This is a genomic window from Paenibacillus rhizosphaerae (assembly GCF_014192015.1).
Taxonomy (GTDB): domain Bacteria; phylum Bacillota; class Bacilli; order Paenibacillales; family Paenibacillaceae; genus Paenibacillus_AQ; species Paenibacillus_AQ rhizosphaerae.
In genome coordinates, this window is record NZ_JACHXJ010000004.1 from 507,071 (window position 1) to 532,146 (window position 25,076).

General features: G+C 57.3%; 19 protein-coding genes. 13 read left to right on the forward strand and 6 right to left on the reverse strand.

Annotation, left to right across the window (positions count from 1 at the left end; genetic code table 11):
• Positions 1 to 179: 179 nt before the first annotated feature.
• Positions 180 to 1,685 (forward strand): sensor histidine kinase, encoded by a 1,506-nt coding sequence (locus FHS19_RS24455; RefSeq protein ID WP_183584382.1) that lies wholly within the window; start codon positions 180 to 182, stop codon positions 1,683 to 1,685.
• Positions 1,686 to 1,866: 181 nt separating this feature from the next.
• Positions 1,867 to 2,247, forward strand: a complete 381-nt coding sequence (locus FHS19_RS24460; RefSeq protein WP_183584383.1) for a RidA family protein — start codon at positions 1,867 to 1,869, stop codon at positions 2,245 to 2,247.
• A 154-nt stretch (positions 2,248 to 2,401) separates the two neighbouring features.
• Here the strand turns inward: FHS19_RS24460 and FHS19_RS24465 are convergent, their stop codons facing one another.
• Positions 2,402 to 3,163 (reverse strand): TspO/MBR family protein, encoded by a 762-nt coding sequence (locus FHS19_RS24465; RefSeq protein WP_183584384.1) that lies wholly within the window; start codon positions 3,161 to 3,163, stop codon positions 2,402 to 2,404.
• 161 nt (positions 3,164 to 3,324) lie between these two features.
• Between FHS19_RS24465 and FHS19_RS24470 the strand changes: the two genes are divergently transcribed.
• The 3 genes from FHS19_RS24470 to FHS19_RS24480 all read left to right on the forward strand — a co-directional run bounded on the left by FHS19_RS24470 (position 3,325) and on the right by FHS19_RS24480 (position 6,426).
• Positions 3,325 to 4,206 (forward strand): carbohydrate ABC transporter permease, encoded by an 882-nt coding sequence (locus tag FHS19_RS24470; protein ID WP_183584385.1) that lies wholly within the window; start codon positions 3,325 to 3,327, stop codon positions 4,204 to 4,206.
• 110 nt (positions 4,207 to 4,316) lie between these two features.
• On the forward strand, positions 4,317 to 5,102 hold the full coding sequence (locus FHS19_RS24475; RefSeq protein ID WP_246426816.1) for a carbohydrate ABC transporter permease: 786 nt from the start codon (positions 4,317 to 4,319) through the stop codon (positions 5,100 to 5,102).
• Between the two features lie 52 nt (positions 5,103 to 5,154).
• Positions 5,155 to 6,426 carry an ABC transporter substrate-binding protein gene (locus tag FHS19_RS24480; RefSeq protein WP_183584386.1) on the forward strand — a complete coding sequence of 424 codons (1,272 nt, stop codon included), beginning with the start codon at positions 5,155 to 5,157 and terminating at the stop codon, positions 6,424 to 6,426.
• A 12-nt stretch (positions 6,427 to 6,438) separates the two neighbouring features.
• On the opposite strand, the gene FHS19_RS24485 is transcribed toward FHS19_RS24480, so the two are convergent.
• Both FHS19_RS24485 and FHS19_RS24490 read right to left on the reverse strand, forming a co-directional pair.
• Complete coding sequence (locus FHS19_RS24485; protein WP_183584387.1) at positions 6,439 to 8,067, reverse strand: response regulator; 1,629 nt, start codon at positions 8,065 to 8,067, stop codon at positions 6,439 to 6,441.
• A 5-nt stretch (positions 8,068 to 8,072) separates the two neighbouring features.
• Positions 8,073 to 9,935, reverse strand: coding sequence for a cache domain-containing sensor histidine kinase (locus FHS19_RS24490; RefSeq protein WP_183584388.1), 1,863 nt, complete (start codon positions 9,933 to 9,935; stop codon positions 8,073 to 8,075).
• A 139-nt stretch (positions 9,936 to 10,074) separates the two neighbouring features.
• Here FHS19_RS24490 and FHS19_RS24495 point away from each other — a divergent pair, with 139 nt between their 5' ends.
• From FHS19_RS24495 to FHS19_RS24525, 8 genes are all read left to right on the forward strand, one after another.
• Entirely contained in the window at positions 10,075 to 10,956 is an 882-nt protein-coding gene (locus FHS19_RS24495; RefSeq protein WP_183584389.1) for a carbohydrate ABC transporter permease, read from the forward strand.
• Positions 10,956 to 11,792, forward strand: coding sequence for a carbohydrate ABC transporter permease (locus tag FHS19_RS24500; RefSeq protein WP_183584390.1), 837 nt, complete (start codon positions 10,956 to 10,958; stop codon positions 11,790 to 11,792). The genes FHS19_RS24495 and FHS19_RS24500 overlap by 1 nt, the downstream gene beginning before the upstream one ends.
• A 172-nt stretch (positions 11,793 to 11,964) precedes the next feature.
• Positions 11,965 to 13,242 (forward strand): ABC transporter substrate-binding protein, encoded by a 1,278-nt coding sequence (locus tag FHS19_RS24505; RefSeq protein WP_183584391.1) that lies wholly within the window; start codon positions 11,965 to 11,967, stop codon positions 13,240 to 13,242.
• An 85-nt stretch (positions 13,243 to 13,327) separates the two neighbouring features.
• Positions 13,328 to 13,843: an alpha-glucosidase domain-containing protein gene (locus FHS19_RS35540; protein ID WP_312887322.1), complete on the forward strand. Its 516-nt coding sequence runs from the start codon at positions 13,328 to 13,330 to the stop codon at positions 13,841 to 13,843.
• Positions 13,844 to 13,859: 16 nt separating this feature from the next.
• Positions 13,860 to 15,779, forward strand: coding sequence for a glycoside hydrolase family 31 protein (locus tag FHS19_RS24510; RefSeq protein WP_312887323.1), 1,920 nt, complete (start codon positions 13,860 to 13,862; stop codon positions 15,777 to 15,779).
• Positions 15,780 to 16,155: 376 nt separating this feature from the next.
• Positions 16,156 to 19,248 (forward strand): DEAD/DEAH box helicase, encoded by a 3,093-nt coding sequence (locus FHS19_RS24515; RefSeq protein WP_183584392.1) that lies wholly within the window; start codon positions 16,156 to 16,158, stop codon positions 19,246 to 19,248.
• A gap of 161 nt (positions 19,249 to 19,409) precedes the next feature.
• Complete coding sequence (locus FHS19_RS24520; protein ID WP_183584393.1) at positions 19,410 to 20,180, forward strand: hypothetical protein; 771 nt, start codon at positions 19,410 to 19,412, stop codon at positions 20,178 to 20,180.
• Complete coding sequence (locus tag FHS19_RS24525) at positions 20,177 to 21,019, forward strand: M15 family metallopeptidase (RefSeq protein WP_183584597.1); 843 nt, start codon at positions 20,177 to 20,179, stop codon at positions 21,017 to 21,019. The genes FHS19_RS24520 and FHS19_RS24525 overlap by 4 nt, the downstream gene beginning before the upstream one ends.
• A gap of 144 nt (positions 21,020 to 21,163) precedes the next feature.
• Here the strand turns inward: FHS19_RS24525 and FHS19_RS24530 are convergent, their stop codons facing one another.
• The 3 genes from FHS19_RS24530 to FHS19_RS24540 all read right to left on the reverse strand — a co-directional run bounded on the left by FHS19_RS24530 (position 21,164) and on the right by FHS19_RS24540 (position 24,773).
• Entirely contained in the window at positions 21,164 to 21,904 is a 741-nt protein-coding gene (locus tag FHS19_RS24530) for a GTP pyrophosphokinase (RefSeq protein ID WP_183584394.1), read from the reverse strand.
• A 239-nt stretch (positions 21,905 to 22,143) separates the two neighbouring features.
• A complete protein-coding gene (locus FHS19_RS24535; protein ID WP_183584395.1) occupies positions 22,144 to 22,512 on the reverse strand; it encodes a hypothetical protein in 369 nt (122 codons plus the stop codon).
• A gap of 134 nt (positions 22,513 to 22,646) precedes the next feature.
• Positions 22,647 to 24,773 carry an ATP-dependent helicase gene (locus FHS19_RS24540; RefSeq protein WP_183584396.1) on the reverse strand — a complete coding sequence of 709 codons (2,127 nt, stop codon included), beginning with the start codon at positions 24,771 to 24,773 and terminating at the stop codon, positions 22,647 to 22,649.
• Positions 24,774 to 25,076: the final 303 nt, after the last annotated feature.

Below are 25,076 nucleotides of genomic sequence, written 5' to 3' on the forward strand. Positions count from 1 at the left end.
ACCCAAGCGTGTGCTGCTGCCCACCTGGATGACCTCAAGCACAGCATCCTCCATGCCTGACATCAACGATCTGACCGATTGCCCCGCAAGAAGGGGCCCCATTTATAAATTCTGGATATATGGATCTGCCATGATATGATAAGAGAGCACGGCTAATATCCGTCTTCAGGAGTGAGTACATGGATTTTTGCAAAATATTTCTTGGTAACACAGCCCTGCTCATAGCGGCTGCCTACTTGGCCAACCTGGTCTACAAATATGGATTTGCCCGTGCCCCTAAACATGTAAAATACACCTGCTCGGTGCTGCTGATCATCTTTTGCGGATGGCTGAGCATGGTTTTCGGATACAAGCTTAGCGGAAATGTGATTTTCGATCTCCGGATTATACCCCTCATCATTGCGACGGTTGCTTACGCAGAGCCATTGACGCTGGTCATCATCGGTATCGGCATCGGACTCGCGCGCCTCACGTTCGGCGTGAACGAGGCCTCGGTCGCCGGATTGTTTAATCTGTGCATTTTGGGCGCTGCGGCGGCCCTGCTCAACATTTGGATGAAACATAAGGGATACGGACTTGTCGCCCGCGGATTCCTGGCCATTTTAGTGCTGAACGTACTGAACTGTATCGATATTGCATTTCTCGGGGTGATTCCTGCCGCTCATTACTTTGAAACGATTATGCCGGCCACGCTTCCGCTTACCCTCTTGCTGAGTCTGGTCTTTTCTTTGATCCTCCGTGACTTTCAGCTAGAAGCAGCCCGCACGATCCAGCTCAAACAAAGCAACGTTTTGCTATCGGCCCAGGCCGAAAAGCTGCATCAGGCCAAGCGCGTGCTGGAGGAACGGGCCAAAGAGCTGGCGAGGTCCTCGCGCTACAAAACGGAGTTTCTGGCGAACATGTCCCATGAGCTGCGCACTCCCTTGAACAGCATCATCAATTTTGCCGAGCTGATCAGCGACAACGACGACAGCCGCACCAAGGAGGAGATGGCCGAGTACGGTGAGATTATCCACCAGTCGGGCCATGAGCTGCTGCGCATCATCAACGACATTCTGGACTTGTCGAAAGTGGAGGCCGGACGGCTGGAAATCATGCATGAAGAGATGAATATCAGCGAAATTCCACAGCTGCTGCAAATGCATTTTGAACTGGTCGCCCAAAAAGAAAACATCGGCTTCTCCATCAAGGTGGATCCCTCGCTCCCGGAAACGTTCCGGACGGATCCGAGCCGGGTGCAGCAGATTTTGAGGAATTTGCTGTCCAATGCTTTCAAGTTTACCCATCAGGGTCGGGTGAGCTTCGTCATCCGTGCGGAGCATAACCCGGAGGGAAAGCATGCGGGCTCATGGATCGTGTTCGACGTTCAAGATACCGGTATCGGCATCTCCCCGCCGCAGCAGCGGCGGATCTTTGAAGCGTTCGCCCAGGCGGACGGCTCCATCAGCCGGAAATACGGCGGGACAGGCCTCGGGCTCTCGATCAGCCGGGACCTGGCGCATCTGTTGGGAGGCTTTATCCGGCTGGAGAGCAAAGTGGGGAGGGGCAGCTGCTTTTCGCTCTATTTGCCGCTGGCCAACGAATCGGAGGAATGCGCCACTCTGGAAATCCGCCCGTCCGCCGACGAAGTGGAGCAGAAGGTGCTGCTTCCGGGACGCGCCGGTACGGTTCCGGGCCTGGAGTAGCCGTCCCAGCCGCCGATCATGTACGCCGAGCAGTCCTTGGAGCCAGCGTTGGAGAAGGGGAGTGGAGGGCAGCTTGCCATCAGGGCAGCCGCTCGCCTGGAGCAACGCGGTGCCGTATTGCAACTTGGCCAGCCTCTGTTTACAATGAGAAGGATAGTACGAAGACGAAAGGGTGACTTCCATGAGTAAAAAGGTGATTTCGACCGAGTCCGCGCCAGGAGCGATCGGACCTTACAGCCAGGCCATTCAGGTCGGCGACTTTATTTTCACATCGGGACAATTGGGGCTCGACCCGGCGACCGGTGAGTTCGGCAGCGGCGTTCAGGAGCAGGCCCGCCTGGCTCTGAACAACGTAAAGGCGATTCTCGAAGCCGCAGGGAGCAGCCTGGATCAAGTGGTCAAGACGACCGTGTTCCTGAAAGACATGAACGATTTTGCCGCGGTCAACGAGATTTATGGCTCCTTCTTCGCCCAGCCTTACCCTGCACGCAGTGCCGTTGAGGTCGCACGCTTGCCGAAGGACGGCTTGGTGGAAATCGAGACGATTGCCGCCGTGAAATAGATTCGAAGCTACATATCATTTCTTATCATATAGAAAGGCCGGACTTTGCGGGGGAACGCCCCATCGCCAAGCCCGGCTTTTTTGTTATGCTTTCGGGGCTCCCGCTTATTACTTGATATACGCCGGAGCGGAAGCTGTCTTTGTGGAGTTAAGTTTAGTCCCGATCCCGGCTTCGGGCGAAAAACAGGTAGATCGCATAGACGAACAGAATGACCGCCAGGATGAGCGCGGCCATGAATGCCCGCTCCACTTGATCCTGCTGCTCCAGGGCAATGGCGACATAGCCCCATACGAAGACCAGCGGATAAATGCTGTCGCGGTAGGGATAACTGACCAGGATGGCGATAAACGCGCCGGCGAGCAGGAAGATCACGGCCCATACGAGCTCGCTCAGTCCGAAGCCGGTCCAATCGTTCTTTTTCAGCACAATCGCGATATTCAGAAGGACGGCTACGCTGAGCCAGCCGAAATACAGGCTGAAGGGAAGCTTGATGAGCCACATCTCTCCGGATGTCGGATAATAGATCCTGCGTGTCCGCCGATAGATGACAAACAGCGAGAGCAGAAGCAGCACCATGGCGACGAGCGACAGCTCGATATATTCGTACTGCCACAAGACTAGCCACGCCATGTTCAGCACGCAGGAGATGATAAACCACGGACCGATGGACCGGACCGAATCCCGGGTTTCGGTGACCCGTCCGCTTTGATAGAGAAGAAAACCGAGCAGCAGTACATAAATTAAGGACCAAATGGAAAAGGCATACCCTGCGGGCGTGATCATGGTTGGATATTGGTCCGATATTTCCCCTGTCGTTTTTCCCCCAAGCACGGCGGTATTGGCCAGCGCGTTGACCACCATCGCGGCGACGAACGCGAGCCAGTTCCACCATTTATACGGATTGCTTCTAAGCATCGTACCAGCCTCCTGAAGTGATGTCTACGGCTTGCCGCAAAGCGGCCTGTTCCCTACAAATATACCCGAATTTGTCCCAAAAAGAACAAAATGATGCAGATTCAATCCTTGTCGATATAGGTAATTAAATGAAAAACCATGAAAGTGTAAGGAGTGAGGGCATGAACTCGAAAAAATCGTCTCAGCTGCAGCAGCAGCTCATTTTTGTCGGACCGTCGGCCCTGTGCTTCCTCGTCATTGTTGTCGTTCCCTTTCTTTTAGGACTATATTATTCGTTTACCGACTGGAACGGGGTGTCGAGGCATGCGGGCTGGGTCGGCTTCCGCAATTACATTCATATTTTCACGGAAGACCCGGCGTTTCTGAATTCGTTCTGGTTTACCGTCAAATTTACCGTACTTGGAGTCATCCTAACCAATGTGCTCGGTTTTATTCTCGCCTATGTGTTGACGCGGTCGCTGCTGACACGCAATGCGCTGCGGACCGTATTTTTTGTCCCGCATGTCATCGGGGGGCTGCTGCTCGGATTTATCTGGCAGTTTATTTTCGTGAAAGGGTTTTCTTCCGTCGGGGCGGCCACCGGGCTCTCCTTCTTCAAGCTGCCCTGGCTCGGCACCGAGGCGACGGCCTTCTGGGCGGTCGTCATCGTCTTTGTCTGGCAGAACGCCGGCTATTTGATGGTCATTTACATTTCCTCGCTGAACAATGTGCCGAAAAGCCTCATTGAGGCCGCTCAAATCGACGGTGCCTCGAGGGGGCAGGTTCTCCGGAAGGTCACCGTTCCGCTGGTTATGCCGGCTGTGACGGTCTGTCTGTTCCTCGCCATTTCCTGGTCGTTCAAGCTCTTTGACCTGAACCTGTCGCTCACCAAGGGCGGTCCTTTCAAGTCGACCGAATCCGTCGCGCTGAACATTTACAATGAGGCGTTTAACATCAGCCGCTTCGGCATGGGTTCGGCGAAGGCGATCATCTTCTTTATCGTCGTGGCCCTGATTTCGATCCTTCAAGTGCGCGCCACGAAGCGCAAGGAGGTGGAGGTATGATGCACACAAGCGCAAACACAGGTACAAACCGAGGCCCAAGCCCAAGAGCCGGCGCCAGCGCAAGCACAAACCGCGGGTATCGCGCCAGACGGCTGATCCTTGAGCTGCTGATGATCCTGCTGGCCCTGGTCTTCCTGGTGCCGTTCTACTTCCTGCTCGTCAATTCGGTCAAGTCCTTTGGCGACATTCTGACCAATTCTGCGGGCTGGCCCCATGCCTTTCTGTGGAATAACTATGCACAGGCGTGGACAATCACCGCCTTCCCGAAAGTGTTCGGCAATTCCCTGCTGATCGCGGTCATCAGCAACGTACTGCTGGCGCTGATCAGCTCGATGGCGGCGTACCAGATGGTGCGCAGGGATACGATGTTCAACCGGCTGCTGTTTGCCGCGTTTGTTGCGGCGATGGTCATTCCTTTTCAATCGATCATGATCCCGCTCGTGAAGGTGGTCAGCACCCTCGGCCTGATGGACACGAGAACCGGGCTGATCATCTGCTACCTCGGCTTTGGCGCGCCGCTGTCCGTGTTTTTGTTCCACGGCTTCGTCAAATCGGTGCCGCGGGAGATCGAGGAGGCGGGCCGGGTGGACGGCTGCTCCACATACGGCATTTTCTTCCGCATCGTCCTGCCCTTGATGCAGCCGATCATCGTCACCGTCATCATCCTGAACGCGCTGTGGATCTGGAACGATTACCTGATGCCGTCGCTCATTCTGCAAAGCCCGGGACGGCAGACGATCCCGATTGCGACCTATGCGTTCTTCGGCCAGTTTACGAAGCAGTGGGATCTGGCCCTGCCCGCGCTGGTGCTCGGCATTACGCCGATCGTCATCTTCTTCCTGGCCATGCAGAAGTACATTATCGAAGGCATCGCCCAGGGATCGGTGAAGGGCTGAACCCCGCCTGTCCCGGCAGCTCAAGTCTATTCCATAAAGGAGGTTATGCGGCATGAAGAAAAAGGCCTATGCCGTTGGAGCCCGCCTTGGTGTGCTGCTGGCCTCGTTCGCCCTGCTGGTCGGATGCGGCAGTGAAAGTGGCAGCGGCGGGGTCAAGACCATTCATATTTTTCAGTTCAAGGTGGAAATTGCGGATGCATTAAATCAATTGAAAGCGGAGTATGAGCAATCCCACCCGGGGATCAAGCTGGATATACAGACCGTCGGCGGGGGCAGTGATTACGGCGCCTCGCTCCGGGCCAAATTCGCGGCCTCGAAAGAGCCGGACATCTTTAACATCGGCGGTTATGCCGAAATGGACATGTGGCAGGAATATTTGGAGGACTTGTCCGATCAGCCTTGGGTCAAGGACGTGAAGGACATCGCCAAAGAGCCGATGACCAAGGATGGCAAGCTGTACGGGCAGCCGATGAACCTGGAAGGGTACGGTTTTATCTACAATAAGGATTTATTTGAAAAAGCGGGCATCACCAAGCGGCCCACCACGCTCAGCGAGCTTGAAGAGGCGTGCAAGAAGCTGAAGGCGGCCGGCATTACCCCCTTTGCCAACGGGTATCAGGAAAACTTCGTGCTCGGCAACCATAACATCAACGTGGCTTTTGCCGACCAGAAGGATCCTGGCGCTTTTATCCAGCATCTGAATGACAAGACGGAAACGTTCGCGGACAACGAAGTCGTGAAGCAGTGGTCGAACCTGTTCGACCTGACGTTGAAATATGGTAATCCAGGCCCGCTTACGACGGACTACAACACCCAGGTCACGATGTTCGCCAGCGGGGAAGCGGCCATGATGCAGCAGGGGAACTGGACTCAGGTGCAGATTGACGGCATCAATCCGAAGCTGAACCTGGGCATCCTGCCGATGCCGATCAATGACGATCCGCAGCTGGGGGACAAGCTGTACGTCGGCGTGCCGAACAACTGGGTCATCTATAAGGATTCGCCAGTCAAGGAGGAGGCCAAGGAGTTTCTGAACTGGCTGGTGACCTCCGATACCGGCAAGAAATACATTACGAAGGAGTTCAAATTCATTCCGGCCTTCAAGTCCATTAAAGGCACGGATGAAGACTTGGGACAGCTGGGCATGGAAGTGCAGAAATACACCGATGAGGGCAAAACGCTGACCTGGAACTGGTTCCGGTTCCCGTTCGGCATGCAGCCCGAATTCGCCGCGGCCATGCAGGGATACATCGGCGGCAAAATCACGAAGCAGGAGATGTTCGAGCAGTTCCAGCAGAACTGGGACAACCTGAGCGTCCGCTAACGACCGCCGGGCTCAGTGCGTCTGAGCCGCGAGGTCCTTCCGAAACTCGTTCGGCGTTCGGCCTTCCTGCTTCTTGAACACCTTGCTGAAGTATTTCTCATCCTGATAACCGACCATTTCGGCAATCTGGGAGATGCGCAGCTGCGGATTGTGCAGAAGCAGCTTGGCCTTCTGAATCCGGATCCGGGCGAGAAAGTCGGAAAGGTTCACATGGAATTCCTGCTTGAAGCGTCTGGAGATGTATTCACGGCTGAGAAAAAAGCGCGCGGCCATTTCCTGCAGGGAAATATCCTCGGCATAATGGCTTTCCAGGTATGCGGCGATGTCGTGGATGATATGATTCTCCCGCGAATGCTTCTGCGTCAAAATTCGGCTGGCTGCGGTCAGCCGCCCCTCGTATTGGGAAGTCCACAGGCCATAGGACAGCCGTCCATGCTTGTCGAGCGGGAGGGAGCGGGGAAGCTCCAGCAGGGCGTCCTTGTCAGGACTTGGCGCCGCTGCCTCGGCGCCCTGATCCATCCACTGCTTCAGCATCCAGTCCCACTCCGCGTTCCACTGCACCAGCTGCTCGGGCGTCACCCGATCGAGCTGCCGGACGGCCTGCATCCAGCCGTCCACGGCGGCGCTAATCTGCTCGGTGCTGCCGCTGAGCGCAGCCAGGCGGAACTGCTCCTCGTGCGCGCTCAGGCGCAGGGGCCGCGGAGCAGCCATGCCGGCGGCGCCCTGCGAATGGAGCCAGGCGGCGGGGCCCTGAAGGCTGCGCTGCCAGAGCGCCCGGTGCGCCTCCTGATAGGAGCGGGCGAGGCCCTCCGGGAACGGCTGGAAGGACCCGGCGCCGATATGCACGCTGCGGTGCAGGGTGGCGTCAATGCCGCGGTGGATGTTCTCCAGCAGGGAGGACAGAGGCATGGAGTCATCCCATAGGAGCAGCACGATTTCTTCAGGGTTCGCCAGATGATGGAAGGCGAACCCTTTTCGTTTGGCCGACAGCAGCTCGTTGCCGATATTCGTCAGCGTAAAATAGAGCAGCTGCTTCATGCGGGCAAACTTCTCCAGCAGCTCTTCGTCCAGCTGCTCCGTGCTGATGACCGCCGCGGCGCAGCGGTCGATTTGCTCCGGCAGGCCGTATTCCTCCCGCAGCTGCTGGAGGATCTCCTCCCGGTGCCCATGCCCGCCGATCAGATCGGACAGCAGCTTGTCGGCATAATGCGGCCGCATCCGGTTCATCTCGATGCTCTGGCGGCTGCTCTGCTGCCGCTTCAACTCCTCCTCCCGGCAGGCCTCGGCCGCTTTCTCCAGCGCCTCGTTCAAGGCGGCGGGGTCCACCGGTTTCAGGATGTAGTCCATCCCGCCGTGGCGGATGGCATGGCGGACCAGATCGAAATCGTCATAACCGCTGATGACGATCGTCTTCATCTCGGGATGGCTCCCGCTCAGCCATTCCATCAGCTGCGTGCCGTCCATACGCGGCATGCGCATATCCGTCATCACGATCCGGGGAGCGTGCTCCTCGATCATCTCCGCCGCCGACTTCCCGTCGGCCGCTTCCAGGATGTCCGTAATGCCATGGCGCTCCCATTCCCCGAGCAGCTTGATGGCTTCCCGGACATGCATCTCATCGTCTACAATTAACACTTTCATGGCTGTCAATTCTCCTCTGTATGAACTTCCCCCGGCCCAGCCTCTGTGCGGGCTTCTGCCGTTTTGTTTTCATCGGCATGTATATCTTCTGTATCCATTTCCAAGGAAATACGGACTCCCTGCGGCTCGAGGTTTTCGATCCGCATGCCGACGTCATGATGCGTATACAGCTGCAGACGAAGCAGGACGTTGCGCACCCCGATTTCTCCGTTTTCGCCTGCCCATTCGTCCTCCGGTTCGCCGTTTCCCCGGCCAGCCAGCTGTTCCTGCAGCATGGCAAGCTTCCCCGGCTCGATCCGGGTGCCGTTATTTTCAATCACGATCTGCAGTACGCCGTCTTCCTTCATCCGGCTTTCGATGCGAACCCTGCCCTGACGGCCTTCGTGATCCATGCCGTGCTTAAAGTAATTTTCGATCAGCGGCTGAAGGATCATTTTCGGCATGGGCACATCCAGCGTATCCGGCGCCAGATCCAGCGTGTAAACGAGCTGGTCCCCGAAGCGTTCCTTCTGCAAGTCCAGATAGAGCCGGACGTGATCGGCCTCGTCCCTCAGCGTCACCAGCACGTCGTTGTTGCGCATGCTGTAGCGCATGATTTTGGCCAGGGAAGAGAGCAGGGCGTAAATCCGCGGAACGTTATTTTGCAGCGCCAGTGTTCCGATCGACTGCAGGGTGTTGTATAGAAAATGGGGGTTGATCTGGGCCTGCAGCGCTTTGAGCTGGTTGGTCTTGTTCGCCAGCTCCAGCCGGTATTCCCGCAGGATCAGGTTGTTGATCGTATCCATCATCTGCCTGAAGCGGGTGAACATAATGCCCGTCTCGTCCTGCCGGTTCCAGGAAATGTCGACGTCGAGCTGGCCGGATTGAATCCGATTCATGTAGCTGGTCAGCTTCTTGATCGGATCGGTGATCCGGATGGAAATGAACAGCGTGCCGAAAATGATGACCCCCAAAGCGATGACCGCAATAGCAGCGTTAATCTGGGTCAATTGTCTCGCGCGCTCGTACAGCGTGCTGTTCGGAATTCTTTTAATAATGGTCCATTCGGTATAAGGCGTCTGCATCTTCTCGAATACGTTCATGGCGCCGCCGCTTTCGAAAAAGCCCTCGGTCTGCGTTCCCTTGATTCGCTCCAGCAGTTCCTTGTCCGTGACCTGGGTGCCGAGCTGGCTGTCCCGCCCGGAATAGACGACCGTGCCGCCCTGGTCGACGACCAGCAGCTGCTCCTTGTCCTTGTTGAACAGCTGCTCGGCAATATCCGCCACCGAATCCAGGCTGACGTCGATCGCCAGCAGGGCCAGCACCTTCTCCGACGGCACGTTGGTGATGGACCGGTGGAAGGTGAAGACCATTTTGTCCGAGTAGGAGGTCGGCGACGGGGGAAAACCATAGTCATGGCTTTTATGGGTCGGCTCGATCGCCGTCGTATATTTTTCATACCCTTGGGTCGAAATGTAGGGCTCGGTCCGGTACTCCCGCTTCGGGTAGATCGCAGGGGTAACCAAGGTGGATTGGCCGGACTGGGTGGCGTGCAGGTAAATCCGCTCGATGCCGTGCACCGTGTTTAAAATATTTTGCAAGGACGTATACACCTCGGCCACCGCCCGGTAGTCGTCCGGGATTTTCCGCAGGTTGCGCAGGAAATTGGCGTCCGTGTACAGGGTGAGCGAAGCCTGGTTGATGCTGTTCAGATAGTTCGTCAAATTGACCTTGCCCTGGTAGATCAGGTTCCGGTTTTCTTCGAGTGCCTGCTCTTTGATCGTCTCCTTGGTGTGGATATAAGTAATCGTAATGGAGAGCAGCAGCGGGACGGTCGTCGCCAGCAGCATAAACTGAATCAGCCGCGAACGGATGCTGCGGAACTTCATGGAAACACCACTCTTTCGGGGTGCGTGAGGTATGTCATATCAATATTTTCCCCCTAACGGTTCACGATCCTCCGTGTTATTGAAGAACCGCTTCCCTCATACTGAAGTAGTCATATACGAATGAAAAGGGGAGATCAGGATGAATCGGCAAAAGTCATCCGGGCTGCTCCAGCAGCTGATATTCGTGGGGCCATCCACGATTTTTTTTCTCATCATCATTGTCGTTCCGTTCCTGCTGGGCTTATATTATTCCTTTACCGACTGGAACGGGGTATCCGGCGACGTCACCTGGGTCGGATTCGACAATTTCAAACAAATCATAACCAATGATCCCGATTTTGGGAAGGCTTTCTGGTTTACGGTAAGGTTCACCGTCATCGGCATTATTGTAACCAATGTGCTCGGATTTTTTCTGGCCTATTTTCTGACCAAGCCTTTGAAGTCGCGCAATGTGCTGCGGACGATATTCTTTATGCCGAACGTCATCGGCGGGCTGTTGCTTGGATTTATTTGGCAGTTTATCTTTGTAAAGGGTTTCTCGGCGCTCGGCAGCGCCACCGGCTGGCACTTCTTCAACCTGCCTTGGCTGGGGGACGAAACGACGGCCTTCTGGGGCATCGTCATCGTGTTCGTCTGGCAGACTGCGGGCTACCTGATGGTCATTTATATTTCTTCGATCAATAATATCCCTAAAGATATCCTTGAGGCCGCTGAAATCGACGGGGCCAGCAAGCTGCAAATCCTGAAATCGGTCATTGTGCCGCTGGTGATGCCGGCCGTTACCGTCTGTCTGTTCCTGGCCATTTCCTGGTCGTTCAAGATGTTCGACCTGAACCTGTCGCTGACGAAGGGCGGACCATTCCGCTCCACGGAGTCGGTAGCGCTCAACATTTATAATGAAGCATTCCAGAACAACCGTTACGGGCTCGGAACCGCCAAAGCGATCATCTTCTTCGTCGTGGTTGCCGTCATAACCAGCCTTCAGGTTAAGATCACGAAAAGCAAGGAGGTCGAATCGTGATGGAAGCATCCAAACAATACCGCTGGGGGACGCTCGTTACCGAAATCATCATGGTGCTGGTTGCGCTGCTCTTCCTGGTCCCGTTCTACTTTTTGTTCGTTAACTCGGTGAAAACATTCGGCGACCTGCTGACGAACTCCGCCAGCTGGCCGAAAACCTTTGAGTGGCACAATTACAGCCGGGCCTGGGACCTGACCAACTTCCCGTCGGCGCTGTGGAACTCGCTGGTCATTACTGTGATCAGCAACGTGCTGCTGGCGCTGTTCAGCGCCATGGCTTCGTACCGGATGGTGCGGCACAATTCGCGGTTCAACCGCTTCCTGTTTATGATTTTCGTGGCCGCGATGGTCATTCCGTTTCAATCCATCATGATTCCGCTGGTCAAAGTCACCAGCACGCTGGGCCTGATGAACAGCATTCCCGGACTCATCGCCTGCTACCTCGGCTTCGGGGTGCCGATGACGGTGTTCCTGTTCCACGGTTTCGTCAAATCGATTCCGCTGGAAATCGAAGAAGCCGCCACGGTGGACGGAACGAATATTTACGGGACGTTCTTCCGGATCGTCGTTCCGCTGATGAAGCCGATGTTCGTCACCGTCATCATTTTGAACACGCTCTGGATCTGGAACGATTACCTGCTGCCGTCGCTGGTGCTGCAAAGCCCGGATCTGCGGACGATTCCGATCGCGACCTTCGCCTTTTTCGGACAGTTCACGAAGCAGTGGGACCTGGCCCTGCCGGCGCTTGTTCTAGGCATTCTGCCGGTCATCGTCTTTTTCCTGGCCATGCAAAAATATATCGTCGAAGGTATTACGCAGGGGGCGGTGAAAGGCTAAAGCCCTGCAACGGCGAACAACAGGTCAATCCCTTCCCCCTGTTTGATCAATATCGTAAGTGCCGGGGGGACAGGCCGTTTCCTATAATGAGGGAGTAAGCGATTTCAACAAGAGAACAGTTTAATGAAGCATTCCGCTTGATACGCAAGAAGAAAAGGGAGGATTCTTAATCATGAAAAAACGGACCAAAATGGCGCTGGCTTCCGTGCTGGCCCTTTCTGTCGTACTGGCCGGCTGCGGTTCCAAAACAGATAAAAGCGCCGAAGGCGCGAGCGGCGGCACCAAGACGATTCACATTTTCCAATTCAAGGTAGAGATCGCCGAGGCGCTGAACAAGCTGAAAGCCGACTATGAAGCCAGCCATCCTGGCGTCAAGCTCGACATTCAGACCGTGGGCGGCGGTTCGGATTACGGAGCGGCGCTGAAGGCGAAATTCGCTTCGGGCGAGGAGCCGGATATTTTCAACGTAGGCGGTTATACCGATCTGGATACGTGGCAGGCCAAGCTGGAGGACCTGTCGGGCGAAAAATGGGTCGGCGATATGGTGGATGTTGCCAAGGACCAAATCTCCAAGGACGGCAAAGTGTACGGCATGCCGATGAATCTGGAAGGCTACGGCTTTGTCTACAATAAAGACTTATTCAAAAAGGCGGGCATTACCGACGTTCCCAAGACGTTAACCGAGCTTGAGGCCGCCGCCAAAAAGCTTCAAGACGCGGGCATCACCCCCTTCGTCAACGGATACCAGGAAGGCTGGATTCTCGGCCAGCACTCCCTGAACGTGGCTTTTGCGCATCAGAAGGATCCGGGCGCTTTCATTGAAGGCCTCAACAACGGAACGGCCAAGTTTGCCGGCAACGAGCAAATGGAACAGTTCATGAACCTGTTTGACCTGACGCTGAAATACAGCAACAAAAATCCGCTGACGACCGACTACAACACGGAAATGACGATGTTTGCGAACGGACAGGCGGCTATGACGCAGCAGGGTAACTGGACGCAGGTGCAGATCGACGGCATCACGCCGAACATGAACATTGGTATCCTGCCAATGCCGATCAACGACAATGCGGCGGAGAACGACAAGCTGCTCGTCGGCGTGCCGAACAACTGGGTTATCAACAAAAACTCCAAGGTGAAGGATGACGCGAAGGAATTCCTGAATTGGCTCGTCACATCCGACGAGGGCAAAAACTACATCACCAAAGAATTCAAATTCATTCCTGCCTTCAAGAGCATTAACGCTACCGAAGAGGATCTGGGCGCGCTCGGCGCGGAAGTGCTGAATTACAGCAAAGAGAACAAGCTGCTGAGCTGGCAGTTTGCGAGATTCCCGGAAGGAGCATGGAACGAGTTCGGCGCAAGCATGCAGGCGTACATCGCTGGCAAGACCGACAAGGCCAAGCTGCTCGAGGACTTCCAAAATACGTGGGATAATTTGAAGAAATAAGATTAATCAGCATTCGAACGACCTGGAGGCTTCCTTTTGAACCAATGAAAGGGAGCCTCTTCATCTTAGAGGAGGGAAGCCGAATATGGAGGGCAGTGAAGCAATCCGGCCGGATAAAGACGGACCTGTCATTGTGCAGGAGGCTTGGGAGAACCTGGGCATGTATACCGGCGTTGAGAAAAGAGAAAAAACCTACTGGGTACGAACGGACCGCGGGGGAGCGGCCGTGGAATTCGTCACGGACGACATGCTGCGCATCAAATACTTCCGCGGGACAGAGCCGGAGATGTCGACCACCATCGCTATCGACCCGGCCGCTGCGGCTGGGGGCGAAGTTCAGGCGGAGCTGGAGGAGACGGAAGGAGGCGTCCGGTTCCGCACGGCGTCGCTGGAAGTGACGCTGGACAAGCTGGGATTGTCCCTGACCGTAAGAGACCGGGGAGGAAACGTACTGGCCGAGCAGAAGAGCATCACCTTCAGCCCGGACGGATCGGCCACCGGCGTGTACGACATGCCGCAGGATTCCCATTTCTACGGACTCGGGGAGAAATCGAGCTTCCTCGATAAACGCGCGCGAGCGGTACACCAACTGGAACACTGACGTTTATGCTCCGCATATGCCGGAGATCGAGGCGCTGTACGAATCGATTCCGCTGCTGATTCATATGCACGGCTGCGTTAGCTGCGGACTGTTCCTCGATAATCCGGGACGCTCGGATTTCGACATGCGCAGCCATGGAGTCGCCTTCACGGTCAGCTGCACGACCGGCAGCTACGACCTGTACTTCATCAACGGGCCGGAGCTGAAGGATGTCGTCAAGCGCTACACCGCTCTGACCGGGCGGATCAAGCTGCCGCCGAAATGGGCGATCGGGTATCATCAGTCCCGTTACAGCTACATGAACCAGCAGGAGGTGCTGGAGCTCGGCCGGACGTTCCGGGCGAAGCAGATTCCGTGCGACGTCATTTACTTGGATATTCATTATATGGACGAATACCGGGTGTTTACTTTCGATCCGGTGCGGTTTCCGGATCCGGCCGGCATGATCCGCGAGCTGCGGGAGATGGGGATCCGGATCGTGCCGATTGTGGATCCCGGCGTCAAGAAGGATGCAAAATACCCGGTTTATCAGGAAGGGATCCGGGAAGACCATTTCTGCAGGAAACTGGAGGGAGATCTGTTCTTCGGCGAGGTATGGCCGGGGACAAGCGCCTTCCCGGATTTCACCGACGACCGCACGGCGAAGTGGTGGGCGGATCAGCATGCCTTCTATACCGAACTCGGCATCGAAGGCATCTGGAACGACATGAACGAGCCGGCGGTGTTCAACGAGTCCAAGACGATGGACCTGGACGTGATGCACCGCAACAACGGCAAGCCGCTGACGCATGAGGAGCTGCACAACCTCTACGGCCTGCTCATGTCCAAATCGACCTTTGAAGGCATGAAAGAGCAGCTGGACCGCCGCCGCCCGTTTGTGCTGACCCGCGCCGGGTACGCGGGCATCCAGCGGTATGCGGCCGTCTGGACGGGCGACAACCGGAGCTTCTGGGAGCATATGGCCATGGCCATGCCGATGGTGCTGAACATGGGGCTCTCCGGCCTGGCGTTTGCGGGTCCGGATATCGGCGGCTTCGCCCACCATACCTCCGCGGAGCTTCTGATCCGCTGGACGCAGATGGGCGTCTTCTTCCCGTACTGCCGGAATCACTCGGCCTTGGAAACGGTGCGGCAGGAGCCGTGGTCCTTCGGGGAAGAGGCCGAAGCCATCCTGCGGGAGTACATCGGGTTGCGCTACCGCTGGATGCCGCAAATGTACAACCTGTTCCATGAGGCGTCCGTGACCGGGCTGCCGGTCATTAGCCCGCTCATTCTGGAGTATCCGCACGATCCGAACGTGACGAATCTGTGCGACCAATTCCTGCTCGGCGACAACGTGCTGATCGCGCCGGTCTATCGCCCGGACACCGACCATCGTGCCGTATACCTGCCCGAAGGGACTTGGCTGGACTACTGGACCGGCGAAGGACATGAAGGCGGGCGGTATATCCTGGCCCACAGTCCGCTCTCCGTTTTGCCGGTCTATGTGAAAGCCGGCAGCATAATCGCGGAAGGTCCGCTGAAACAGCATGCGGAAGACGAAGCGGACGATACGGTAACGTTCCATGTGTACGGCGCGGAAGCAGACGGCGATTTCCAAACCGCTTACCGCCTGTATGAGGATGACGGGGTGAGCTACGGCTACGAAGTCGGAGCATACAGTGAATTGTTGCTCGAGACGCGGGCTGAGCAAGGTAAGTTTGTGCTTTCGTATGCTTACCCGCACCGGCAGTACGAAGCGCGGCGCAGCCGGCTGCGGATCGTGCTGCGCCGGCCGAAGTTCCGCCCGGCTGAAGTCGAAGGGCTCGGACAGCTGACGCCAGAGCAAATGGAGCAGGGGGCGCTCGGCTGGGCCGTCGATGACCGAAGCGGCGACCTGATCATTCAGGTCGAGGATCGGCCCGAAGGCGGTCAGTGGGCGGTTATCTCTGCCTGATCGGCCTAAATACGGATTTTATGGTTGTATTCAAGCCGGAACCGGTTCAGGGAGCTTTGTGCTCCCGGGACGGTTCCGGCTTTTTTAGTTATTTTAAATATAAAAAAGCTAGATCGTCGGAAAATCGGGTTCCTTATACCGCAAGAATAACCGTGCTAAATGCGGTCTGGTTTCGTGGCATGTACGTCGATAAGACGCGTTTCCATTGACTCGGCGGGATCAGGCTGGGGAAAGACCAGGCGGCCCCATAGTGGGAAAAAAGCATAAAAAAATAGTGAAAAATGCCTAAAAAAGACCCGGTTCTCGTTTTTAAATTCATGCGTTTTCGTATAAGATGGAAGTATATGTGTAACTACGGATACGACAGGAGACTACCATGAATCAACCGCTTTATGGCGTATGGCTTGGCGATGTGTTTTTTTGTTTTTCAGGAGAGATGTCCGAACCGAGAGTGGATGCATGGAGCAAAGTGGTCAAGCAGCTGACGCTGACGGACGGGACGCGCCCTTTTGCCCAGGCTGCGCTCAGGCTGGCCGAGCTCAAATACCCGTCCGCGCATGCGGCTCAGCGAACGAGCCGCCGAGGGGAACGGCGCCAGCTCATGGGCAGAACGCTGGAGGGACTTGCCCTGAGCGCCGCAGACGCCTTCAGCCTGCTTCTCGCATGGGATGAGGCATACATCCGGCAGGCGGGTATGGAGCCTGGAGCGGAGATGGGTTACTGGGCCCAGGCGGCCCGGTTCGCCCTGGAGCTGATGCTGCGCGGCTGTATTGCGCCGGGCACGGCACCGGTGCCGACGAACGGCGCCCGCCGCAGATCGGGCGAGCATGCGCTGGCGGCGGAATGGAAGCCGAGCCTGAACCAGCCGCAGGACGCGGAGCGCTTCCTGCAGCTGGCGGCGGGGATGCCGCCTGTGGCGCTTGGAGTACCTGCGCTATCCGGCAGGGATGCGATGACGAAGGAGGAAGCGGGGGCATTTTTGCTGCACTCGTTTATGGGCGCCATGATCCATGCACAGGTACGGGAAGTGATTCGTGAGAACGAGAGCAAATTTTCCCGCTACCATGCCGAATACCGGAGAGGATATTCCCCGGTGGCGGAGCTGTGGTGGAACAGCGCTCTGACCACCAGCAGAATGATCCCGGTCCAGGGCAGCACAGAGGAGATGGAGGAGCTGGCATCTGCGGTTGGAGAGATGGGGGGAACCTCGGTCCCGGCCGTGGAAAGCGGGGATGCAGCGGCACAAGGCCGAATGCAGCTGGGACTGCGGCTGGAGCCCTGCCATACCGAGGAAGAGGAACGCTGGTGCGTCTCGTTCTGGGCTGAGTTTCAGGATGAGTTCGGGTCATGGATTCCCATCCGGGCCATCTGGTCATATCGGGAGCGGAATATCAGCCGCCGCGGCCGCGTCTTTCCGAATGTTCAGGAGCAAATGCTCCATGCGCTCGGCGATGCGTCGAGGCTGTCCCCGGAATTGGCCGAAGCGCTGAGGGGCCCTGCTCCGGAGAGCCTCGAGCTCACCACGGAGGAGATGATCGCCTTTGTCCGCCTCTCCGTTCCGAAGCTGACGAAAGCCGGCATCACGGTCCAGATGCCCTCCCGGTGGAGCCGGAAGGGGCGCCGCCGCGTGGGATTATCGCTAAAGATGCTGGCGGAAGGTGCAGGCGGAGGCGCGCCGGGCCATCCGGTCGTTGGCCTGGAGCAGCTTGTCTCCTTCCGGGTCGAAGCCGCCCTTGAGGGCCTCACCCTAACCCGGGAGGAACTGGCCGAGCTGGCCGAATCGACCCTGCCGTACGTGAAGTTCCGCGGGGAATGGATCGAGCTGGATCTGAAGGAAATCCGTCAGGTGCTGCGCTATATCAAGAAGCATGACGAAGGCGAAATGAACATGTCCGACTGGATGCATCTCAGTGCAGGAGAAGACGGCGAACGCACCTGGAAGGGTATTCCGGTGCTGGAGCTGGAGACCATCGGCTACCTGCAGTCCCTTCTAGGCGAGGAGGGGCCGAAGAAGGTGCCTGTCCGCCCGGTTCCCGCTTCGCTGCATGGCGTACTCCGCCCTTATCAGGAGCGGGGCTACCAATGGCTGGCTGCGATGCGCGATATGGGCTTCGGCGTCTGCCTGGCCGATGACATGGGTCTCGGGAAGACGGTGCAGGTGATCACCTGCCTGCTGGAGCAGCATAAGGAGGGCAATCCTCCCGTGCTGATCGTGTGCCCGACCTCGCTGCTCGGCAACTGGCAGCGCGAAATGCAGCGTTTTGCCCCCGGGCTCGAGCTGTACATTCATCACGGCAACCGCCGCCTTCACGGGGACGAATTTCTGGAGCAGGCGCTCCGGCATGACGTCGTGCTGACAACCTACCATTTGGCCGGAAGGGACGGCGCCGACCTGGCCTCGGTTCTGTGGTCCACCGTCGTGCTGGACGAAGCCCAGTACATTAAGAACTACCGGACCAAGCAGGCGCAGAGCGTCATGAAGCTGTCGGCGCCGCACCGCATCGCGATGACCGGGACGCCGGTGGAGAACCGCCTTGGAGAGCTGTGGTCGATTTTCCAATTCCTCAATCCGGGTTATCTCGGTTCCTCCACTTCGTTCCGGCAGCGGTACACGACGGGGGAGGTCGCGCCAGGGAAGCTGCAGGAGCTGCATAAGCTTGTATCGCCTTTCATGATGAGACGCCTGAAGAGCGATCCCGACATCCGCAAGGATCTGCCGGAAAAGCTGGAAATTAAGTCTTACTGCACGCTGACCGAGGTACAGGGAGCGATGTACCAGTCGGTCGTGGACCAGATGATGGGCCAGATCGGACAGCAGACAGGGATCGCCCGGAAAGGGCTGGTGCTGTCCTCGCTGACGAAGCTGAAGCAGATTTGCGACTCGCCGCTTCTGCTCGGCAGGGAAGACGCGCGGGGCGCCAAGGCCGAGTCTTCGGGGAAAATGGAGCGGCTCTTCGATCTGCTTGACAACATCCAGGAAAACCGGGAGTCGGCGCTGATCTTCACGCAGTACGTGGCGATGGGGCATCTTCTGGTGTCCCGGCTGAAGGAGCGTTACGGCAGGGCGCCGTTTTTCCTTCATGGCGGCGTGTCCAAACAGGAGCGCGACGACATGGTTCTTGCCTTTCAGGAGGGCGAGGGCCCGTCCTTCTTTGTATTGTCGCTGAAGGCGGGGGGCGTCGGTCTGAATCTGACCCGGGCCAATCATGTTCTGCATTACGACCGGTGGTGGAATCCGGCGGTGGAGAACCAGGCGACGGACCGGGTATTCCGGATCGGACAGCAGAAAAACGTGCAGGTTCACAAGCTGATCTGCCAAGGGACGCTCGAGGAACGGATCGATGAGCTGATTGAACATAAAAAGTCGCTTTCCGAGCAGGTCGTCGGTTCGGGAGAAACGTGGCTGACCGAGATGTCGGATCACGAGCTGAAGGAACTGATCATGCTGCAAGGGGAAGACTGGATGTAGGATGCAGAATTGGCTTTGAGCCTTCTAAGCCAGATTAAGGCTGTACCTTGATCGCGCTTCGGATGGAAATGATATGAAGTAGTTTCTGCAAGGGTATACTATGGTTCAGCGCAGCAGTGCAGGAGGCTGATTCAGAGTCTCCACAAAGGAGGGAACAAAGGATGAAGGCACAAGGCAAAGACCGAACGGAGCTGATCGTGGAAGCGGAACCCGGATTGATCCGGGCCCAAGGGAAAACAGCAGAAGGCCGCGAGGAATGGAACCTCGGCATTCCGGTGACGGCAGACGGAGAAGTGCCCGCAGATGCCATTGTGGAGAGGCTGGCCGATTGCCCCGCCGACCTGTATTTACTGCTTCAGGGCAGCCGGCTGCCCTGGCTGGATGAGCTGCTGGGGCAAGACGCCCTGACTTGGAGCGAGGCGGTCTGCCGCTGCGGCACAGACGGATGCTCCCACGCTTCGCAGTCAATGCTGGCCATCCGTCAGCGCTTGGCGGAGGAGCCGCTTCTAATGCTGGCGCTGCTGGGGCTTCCCCGCGAGGAGCTGCTCGGCCGGGTCTTCGGCGACTGGGCCGATTCCCTGCCGCCGGGTGACGCCAAGCTGGCCGCCGGCGATTTGTCCTCCCTTGAGGAGAAGGGCAAAGGCGGCCCGTCTCCCGGCGAATGGCTGGCGGAAGCGGCTCAGCAGGGCATGCTGCATGAGCCGGGAGCGCCGTACCGGGAGGTGGCCGTCGATCTGAAGGCGGTGCCCGCCAAGGATATGCCGGAGGAGGATTGGTCGGGCCTCCTGCCCAAGGTGACGGCAGCCCGGCAGGTGATCCGCTCGATCAAGTCGCAGACGGCGGCGAGAGCCAAGGAGCAGCTGAAGCGGGTACCATCGGCTGCCGCTGGGCTGGCCCCGGCTCCGGCTCCGGCTTCGGAGAACAGAACATGACCGGGCCGTCCCGCGCCGGAAGCCGGGGCGCCTGCCTTCTGGCGGCTCTGATGATTTCGGCGTCCGCTGTTCTTGGCGGCTGCGAGCGGTCGGAGGGGGCAGGACGGGAGAGCGGACAAGCCCTTCAGGCTCCCGGAGGTTCGGGTGCGGGAGGGCAGGCGGGCCTTGAGCGGGTCGCCGACCCCGTCCTGGCCAAGCGCAGCGAAAATTCGCTGCAGGCTACGGCCCGGACCGTGAACGGGAAGCAGGTGGTGACCAATCCGGATGCGGTCACCGTGGTGGTCAACAAGCAGCGCAGCCTTCCGGAAGGGTATGCGCCTGGCGATCTCGTAGAACCGGACGTGCCCTTTACGTTCGACGGGCACCATGAGAAACGGCAGCTGCGAAAGGAAGCCGCCGCCGCGCTCGAAAAGCTGTTCGCCGGGGCGTCGCAGGCCGGCTTGGAGCTGCGGGCCGTCTCCGGCTACCGCTCATATGAGCGCCAGCAGGCCGTTTACGGGCAGCATGTCCGCACCAAGGGGGCCGAAGAAGCCGCCCGCGTCAGCGCCGTCCCTGGGACGAGCGAGCATCAGACGGGCCTGACGATGGACGTTTCGAGCCCCAGCGTCGGCAACGTGCTGGGGGCCGTATTCGGCTCATCCGAGGAAGGGCACTGGCTTGCGGCGCATGCGGCGGAATACGGCTTTATCGTCCGGTATCCCGATGGACTGGAGAACGTGACCGGCTACGTGTACGAGCCGTGGCACATCCGCTATGTCGGAACGGACCTGGCACCGGATATCGCCCGCAGCGGGCTTGCGCTCGAGGATTATTTTGACGAAGCGAACATAAAGCTGTAACGGCGTTCACCTTGCTGTACGCCCAAAAGCCGTCCCCTCGTTAGGGGGACGGCTTTTTTTTCACTAGTCAAACATTATTTATCTTGATACCTGTCGCTGTTCTTCTTCGCAACCTTCAAGACAAAGCCAGGCTTTCAATCGGCGTCAGCTTTCTTCCTCATGCATTTCATGCAGGGCTCCCTCGATCAAATCGCCATTCTCCGCAAGAATCTCCTGGCGGAGCCTGAGCATCTGGTGATCCAGCTTGTCGGCGGCCAGGGAAGCTTCTTTCAGCTCGGCCACCACATGCGGCGGAACCTGCTTGTCATATTTGTAGAAAATAATATGCTCCATGCTCGCCCAGAAATCCATGGCCAGGGTTCGCATCTGGATTTCAACCTTCATCCAGCGGGTGCCTTCGATCAGGATCAGCGGCACGGCCACGATGACGTGCAGGCTCTGGTAGCCGTTCGGCTTCGGATGGGCGATATAATCCTTGACCTCGATCAGCCGGATGTCGTCGCGGTGGGATAAATGGTCAAGCAGCCGGTAAATGTCCTGGACAAACGCGCAGACGATCCGCATGCCGGCGATATCATGGATATGGTTCAGGATATTATCCATCGTCAGCTCATATCCTTTGCGCTCCATTTTGTTCATGATGCTCTTGGGTTCCTTGATCCGGACCTTGATATGTTCGATAGGGCTGTAACCGTCCTGCAGCTTCAGTTCGGTCTTGATCAGCTTGATTTTGCTCTGAAGCTCCTCCAGGGCCAGTTTGTACAGCATCGGAAGCTTCTTCCACTCTTCAAATTGACGGAGCAGGTTGTTATCTATATCGAGCTGATGGAGGTCTTTCAACGTTACGGGACTTACGACTAGCTGTGGGTTCTGCTGTTCGTTCATGCCAATCTCCTACCTATCTGCAAATTGGGGTGCTGTAGAATGAAAGAAATGCCTTCTTTAAATCATTCTATCTATGGTTATATTTTACCTGAAAATAGGAGTGGGAAGCAAAGCAAGACGGCAGTGCAGCAATCCTGTAAAGGCCGCAAAAGCCCCTGCCATCCGCCCGGATTCCATGTACCGGGGTACCGGAAAGTCAGGCGGGACAAGGGCCGGAAAGGGACAGGGGGATCGTCCATTTATTTGTTCAGAGGAGATCCTTCATACCCTTCATCGTGGTAGTCGGTATGCTGCATTTTACCTAAAATATTCATATCCTCGATCGTGCGCCGCGTTTTTTCGTCCCCGATCTCATGCAGATAAGCATACACGGCGATCAGTCTATCGTTATACTCATCAGCCGCATCATCATGGTCGGCCGATTTATACGGAACAAAGGTGCGCTTGAACGCATACTCGTCTTCCTTGGTGAGATCCTCCAGCAGATCCCGCAGCTTCGACATTTCCGTCTCGGTCATCAGAACCTCATATTCGGCGGAGTCATTGGGCACATCCTGAATCAGCTGATGGCTCACGGAAATATAATAACGCTTCTTATCGGTATCCATAAGGCAGATTCCTCCCTTATCCATGGCATCCGCGCATCCCGCGTATTGACAAGTCCCGGTGGATGCTCCGGACTGGCATGAACGCTTTTACTGCTTTTTACACGGGACCGGCCGGTTTGAATCAGGAAAACGCCTCAGCGTCTGGGTGAAACAGGCTTTGGCGAGTCCTGATGGGGCAGGATGCCGAAAGCTTCATGTAAAAAGCGGGAAGGCGCCGACGGCTTGCCGTGGTAGTACGCGGGCGAGCTGATATACAGCCTCTCTTTGGCCCGCGTGACCGCGACATAAGCGAGCCGCCGCTCCTCCTCCAGCGCCGCGGCCGCCAGCTGCTGCTCGTCCGTCAGCGCTTGCCCGGCTTTGGTATCCGCCGGAGGCTGCTTCTTCAAGGCGGAGCTGTGCGGCAAAATCCCTTCGCTTGCGCCGATCCAATACACCTGACGGAACTCCAGCCCCTTGGCCCGGTGAATCGTCATGAGCTGAACGGCACTGCCGTTCTGTTCTTCCCGGGCCGCCTCCATCTGCTCATGGCGGGCTGTCAGCTCATCCGCATAAGCCACGAACTCCTCTACGGTATCAAAGCGTCCCGCTGCGCTCTCGAACTCCTCCAGCGTATCGCTCACCGTTTCTTTATACTGGGTATAAATCAGTGGATCGCCCGCCTGAAGGTACTTGTCATAGAACTGTCTGCGCATTTCCTGAATGGCATAGGCCGGTTTGAGGGACTTCAGCGACTTGATGAACCGGATACGCTCTTTAACCGCCTCCTGCTGAAAAGGCTGAAGCCGTTCCCAGCGGGCGAGATGGATGAGCGGATACTTCTTGGCCTGGAGCTTCTCCTGCTGCCGGATATAAGCCATGCCGTCCTCTTTCGGTACATACAACGGGCCCAGCACGCTCTGCAGCGATTCCTTCCGCCGGGGCGTCAGGCCGAGCCGCAGGTGATCCATCAGCGGTTTGATCAAGGTCTGGTCATAGAACACCGGTGCGCTGCCGAACTGGACAAAAGGAATCCCGCTCAGCAGAAGCTGCTCCAGTACGGCGCGGCTGCTGTCGGACGTCCGGTGCAAAATGGCGATATCGACGTAGTCCAGCCCGTCCCGGCCGACATGCTCCTGGATATGCTGAACGACCCATCGTGCCTCTTCATCCGGGGTTGCAGGGGTCAAATACGCAGGCTTGAAGCCGCGGGCTCCCGCCGCGAGCAGCTCCTTGGGCCGGCGCTGCCGGTTATGCCGGACGAGGGCGCTCCCCAGGCCGAGAATCCGGCTGTCGCTCCGGTAATTGATGTTGAGATTCACAATTTTGGTGCCCGGATAGACGCGGTCGAACTCGAGGATCGATTCCTGCCGGGCTCCGTTAAACGAATAGATGGTCTGGTCATCGTCCCCGACGACCGCCAAATTGCGCCGGGGCTCCGCCAGCCGCCGGACCAGGTCGTACTGGATTGCGTTGGTATCCTGAAATTCGTCGACCATCAAATAATGAAAGCGGTCCTGCAGCCGTTTCAGCGTAGCCGGGTTGTCGAGCAGCTTCCGGGCATGCAGGAGGATGTCGTCAAAATCCCACTGGTTCCGCTGTGTCTTCCAATCTTCATAGCCGAGCAGAATGCGTTTGACGGCTGATTCTTCTTTGGTCGCTTCAGGCAGGTCAGCCGGCCATCCGCCCTGCATTTTCCAGGCGGACAGCGCCGCAAGCAGCGTCTCGGGCTGATAGGATCCGGTGTGATCCAGGCGGCGCAACATCATTTTCATGATGGTGTGCTGGGCCGTGAATTCGCCGAAAATTTGCTCGCTATATCCGTGCTGGCGGAGCAGCAGCAGTCCGAAGGAATGGAACGTCCTCGCTTCTACGGCACGGGCCGCGGCTGCGGAAATGCCGGGCATGCGTCCGATCCGTTCCTTGATCTCCTTGGCGGCCTTGCTCGTAAACGTAACCAGCAAAATCCGGGAACCCGGAATGCCGCGGACCGCGATCAGGTAAGCCGTCCGGGCGGCCAGGACGGTCGTTTTGCCGCAGCCGGCGCCCGCCAGGGCGAGCATTGGCCCGTCACCGTGGCGTACGGCATCGATCTGCGGTGCGTTCAACAGGATGCCCATCCGCTCCAGTTCGCGAAAGAAAAACGCATCCGCGTCGCCTGCGCCCACCAGCTCCCGGCTGGTGGAGAGGGACGCGGGGCGTGCTTGGGGAACCGGTGAGGAAGAGGGCACCTTCGCAGGCACGCTATGTATCGAAACATTCAGATGTATGGGGGGCTGAGCCATCGATAAGACCTCCTTTTTCTGGCTGTAAGGGATTGCCTTTTTCACAAGTGCACTGTAAATTTGGTATGATATATGCACATCCGGAAGGATGCGCCTGCAGCCGCTCGATTCCAAGCCCCTAAATTCAAGGCATTTAACGGCAGGCTCGGATTTCACAGGAAAGCTCCGGCATGGTATCTTGGTAATAGGGCAGCCCGGGCAGCGGCCTGGGCGATGACATGGCCTTAAGGGCACAGATTACTATTGTAAATGATCATTTGGAATGAATAAATGGGATGAAATGGAAACTGGAGGAGAGAACTC

Bases quoted from the DNA above. Each gene is read 5' to 3' on its own strand.
- FHS19_RS24455 (WP_183584382.1), top strand. From the start codon at position 180: ATGGATTTTTGCAAAATATTTCTTGGTAACACAGCCCTGCTCATAGCG.
- FHS19_RS24460 (WP_183584383.1), top strand. From the start codon at position 1,867: ATGAGTAAAAAGGTGATTTCGACCGAGTCCGCGCCAGGAGCGATCGGA.
- FHS19_RS24465 (WP_183584384.1), bottom strand. From the start codon at position 3,163: ATGCTTAGAAGCAATCCGTATAAATGGTGGAACTGGCTCGCGTTCGTC.
- FHS19_RS24470 (WP_183584385.1), top strand. From the start codon at position 3,325: ATGAACTCGAAAAAATCGTCTCAGCTGCAGCAGCAGCTCATTTTTGTC.
- FHS19_RS24475 (WP_246426816.1), top strand. From the start codon at position 4,317: ATGATCCTGCTGGCCCTGGTCTTCCTGGTGCCGTTCTACTTCCTGCTC.
- FHS19_RS24480 (WP_183584386.1), top strand. From the start codon at position 5,155: ATGAAGAAAAAGGCCTATGCCGTTGGAGCCCGCCTTGGTGTGCTGCTG.
- FHS19_RS24485 (WP_183584387.1), bottom strand. From the start codon at position 8,067: ATGAAAGTGTTAATTGTAGACGATGAGATGCATGTCCGGGAAGCCATC.
- FHS19_RS24490 (WP_183584388.1), bottom strand. From the start codon at position 9,935: ATGAAGTTCCGCAGCATCCGTTCGCGGCTGATTCAGTTTATGCTGCTG.
- FHS19_RS24495 (WP_183584389.1), top strand. From the start codon at position 10,075: ATGAATCGGCAAAAGTCATCCGGGCTGCTCCAGCAGCTGATATTCGTG.
- FHS19_RS24500 (WP_183584390.1), top strand. From the start codon at position 10,956: ATGGAAGCATCCAAACAATACCGCTGGGGGACGCTCGTTACCGAAATC.
- FHS19_RS24505 (WP_183584391.1), top strand. From the start codon at position 11,965: ATGAAAAAACGGACCAAAATGGCGCTGGCTTCCGTGCTGGCCCTTTCT.
- FHS19_RS35540 (WP_312887322.1), top strand. From the start codon at position 13,328: ATGGAGGGCAGTGAAGCAATCCGGCCGGATAAAGACGGACCTGTCATT.
- FHS19_RS24510 (WP_312887323.1), top strand. From the start codon at position 13,860: ATGCCGGAGATCGAGGCGCTGTACGAATCGATTCCGCTGCTGATTCAT.
- FHS19_RS24515 (WP_183584392.1), top strand. From the start codon at position 16,156: ATGAATCAACCGCTTTATGGCGTATGGCTTGGCGATGTGTTTTTTTGT.
- FHS19_RS24520 (WP_183584393.1), top strand. From the start codon at position 19,410: ATGAAGGCACAAGGCAAAGACCGAACGGAGCTGATCGTGGAAGCGGAA.
- FHS19_RS24525 (WP_183584597.1), top strand. From the start codon at position 20,177: ATGACCGGGCCGTCCCGCGCCGGAAGCCGGGGCGCCTGCCTTCTGGCG.
- FHS19_RS24530 (WP_183584394.1), bottom strand. From the start codon at position 21,904: ATGAACGAACAGCAGAACCCACAGCTAGTCGTAAGTCCCGTAACGTTG.
- FHS19_RS24535 (WP_183584395.1), bottom strand. From the start codon at position 22,512: ATGGATACCGATAAGAAGCGTTATTATATTTCCGTGAGCCATCAGCTG.
- FHS19_RS24540 (WP_183584396.1), bottom strand. From the start codon at position 24,773: ATGGCTCAGCCCCCCATACATCTGAATGTTTCGATACATAGCGTGCCT.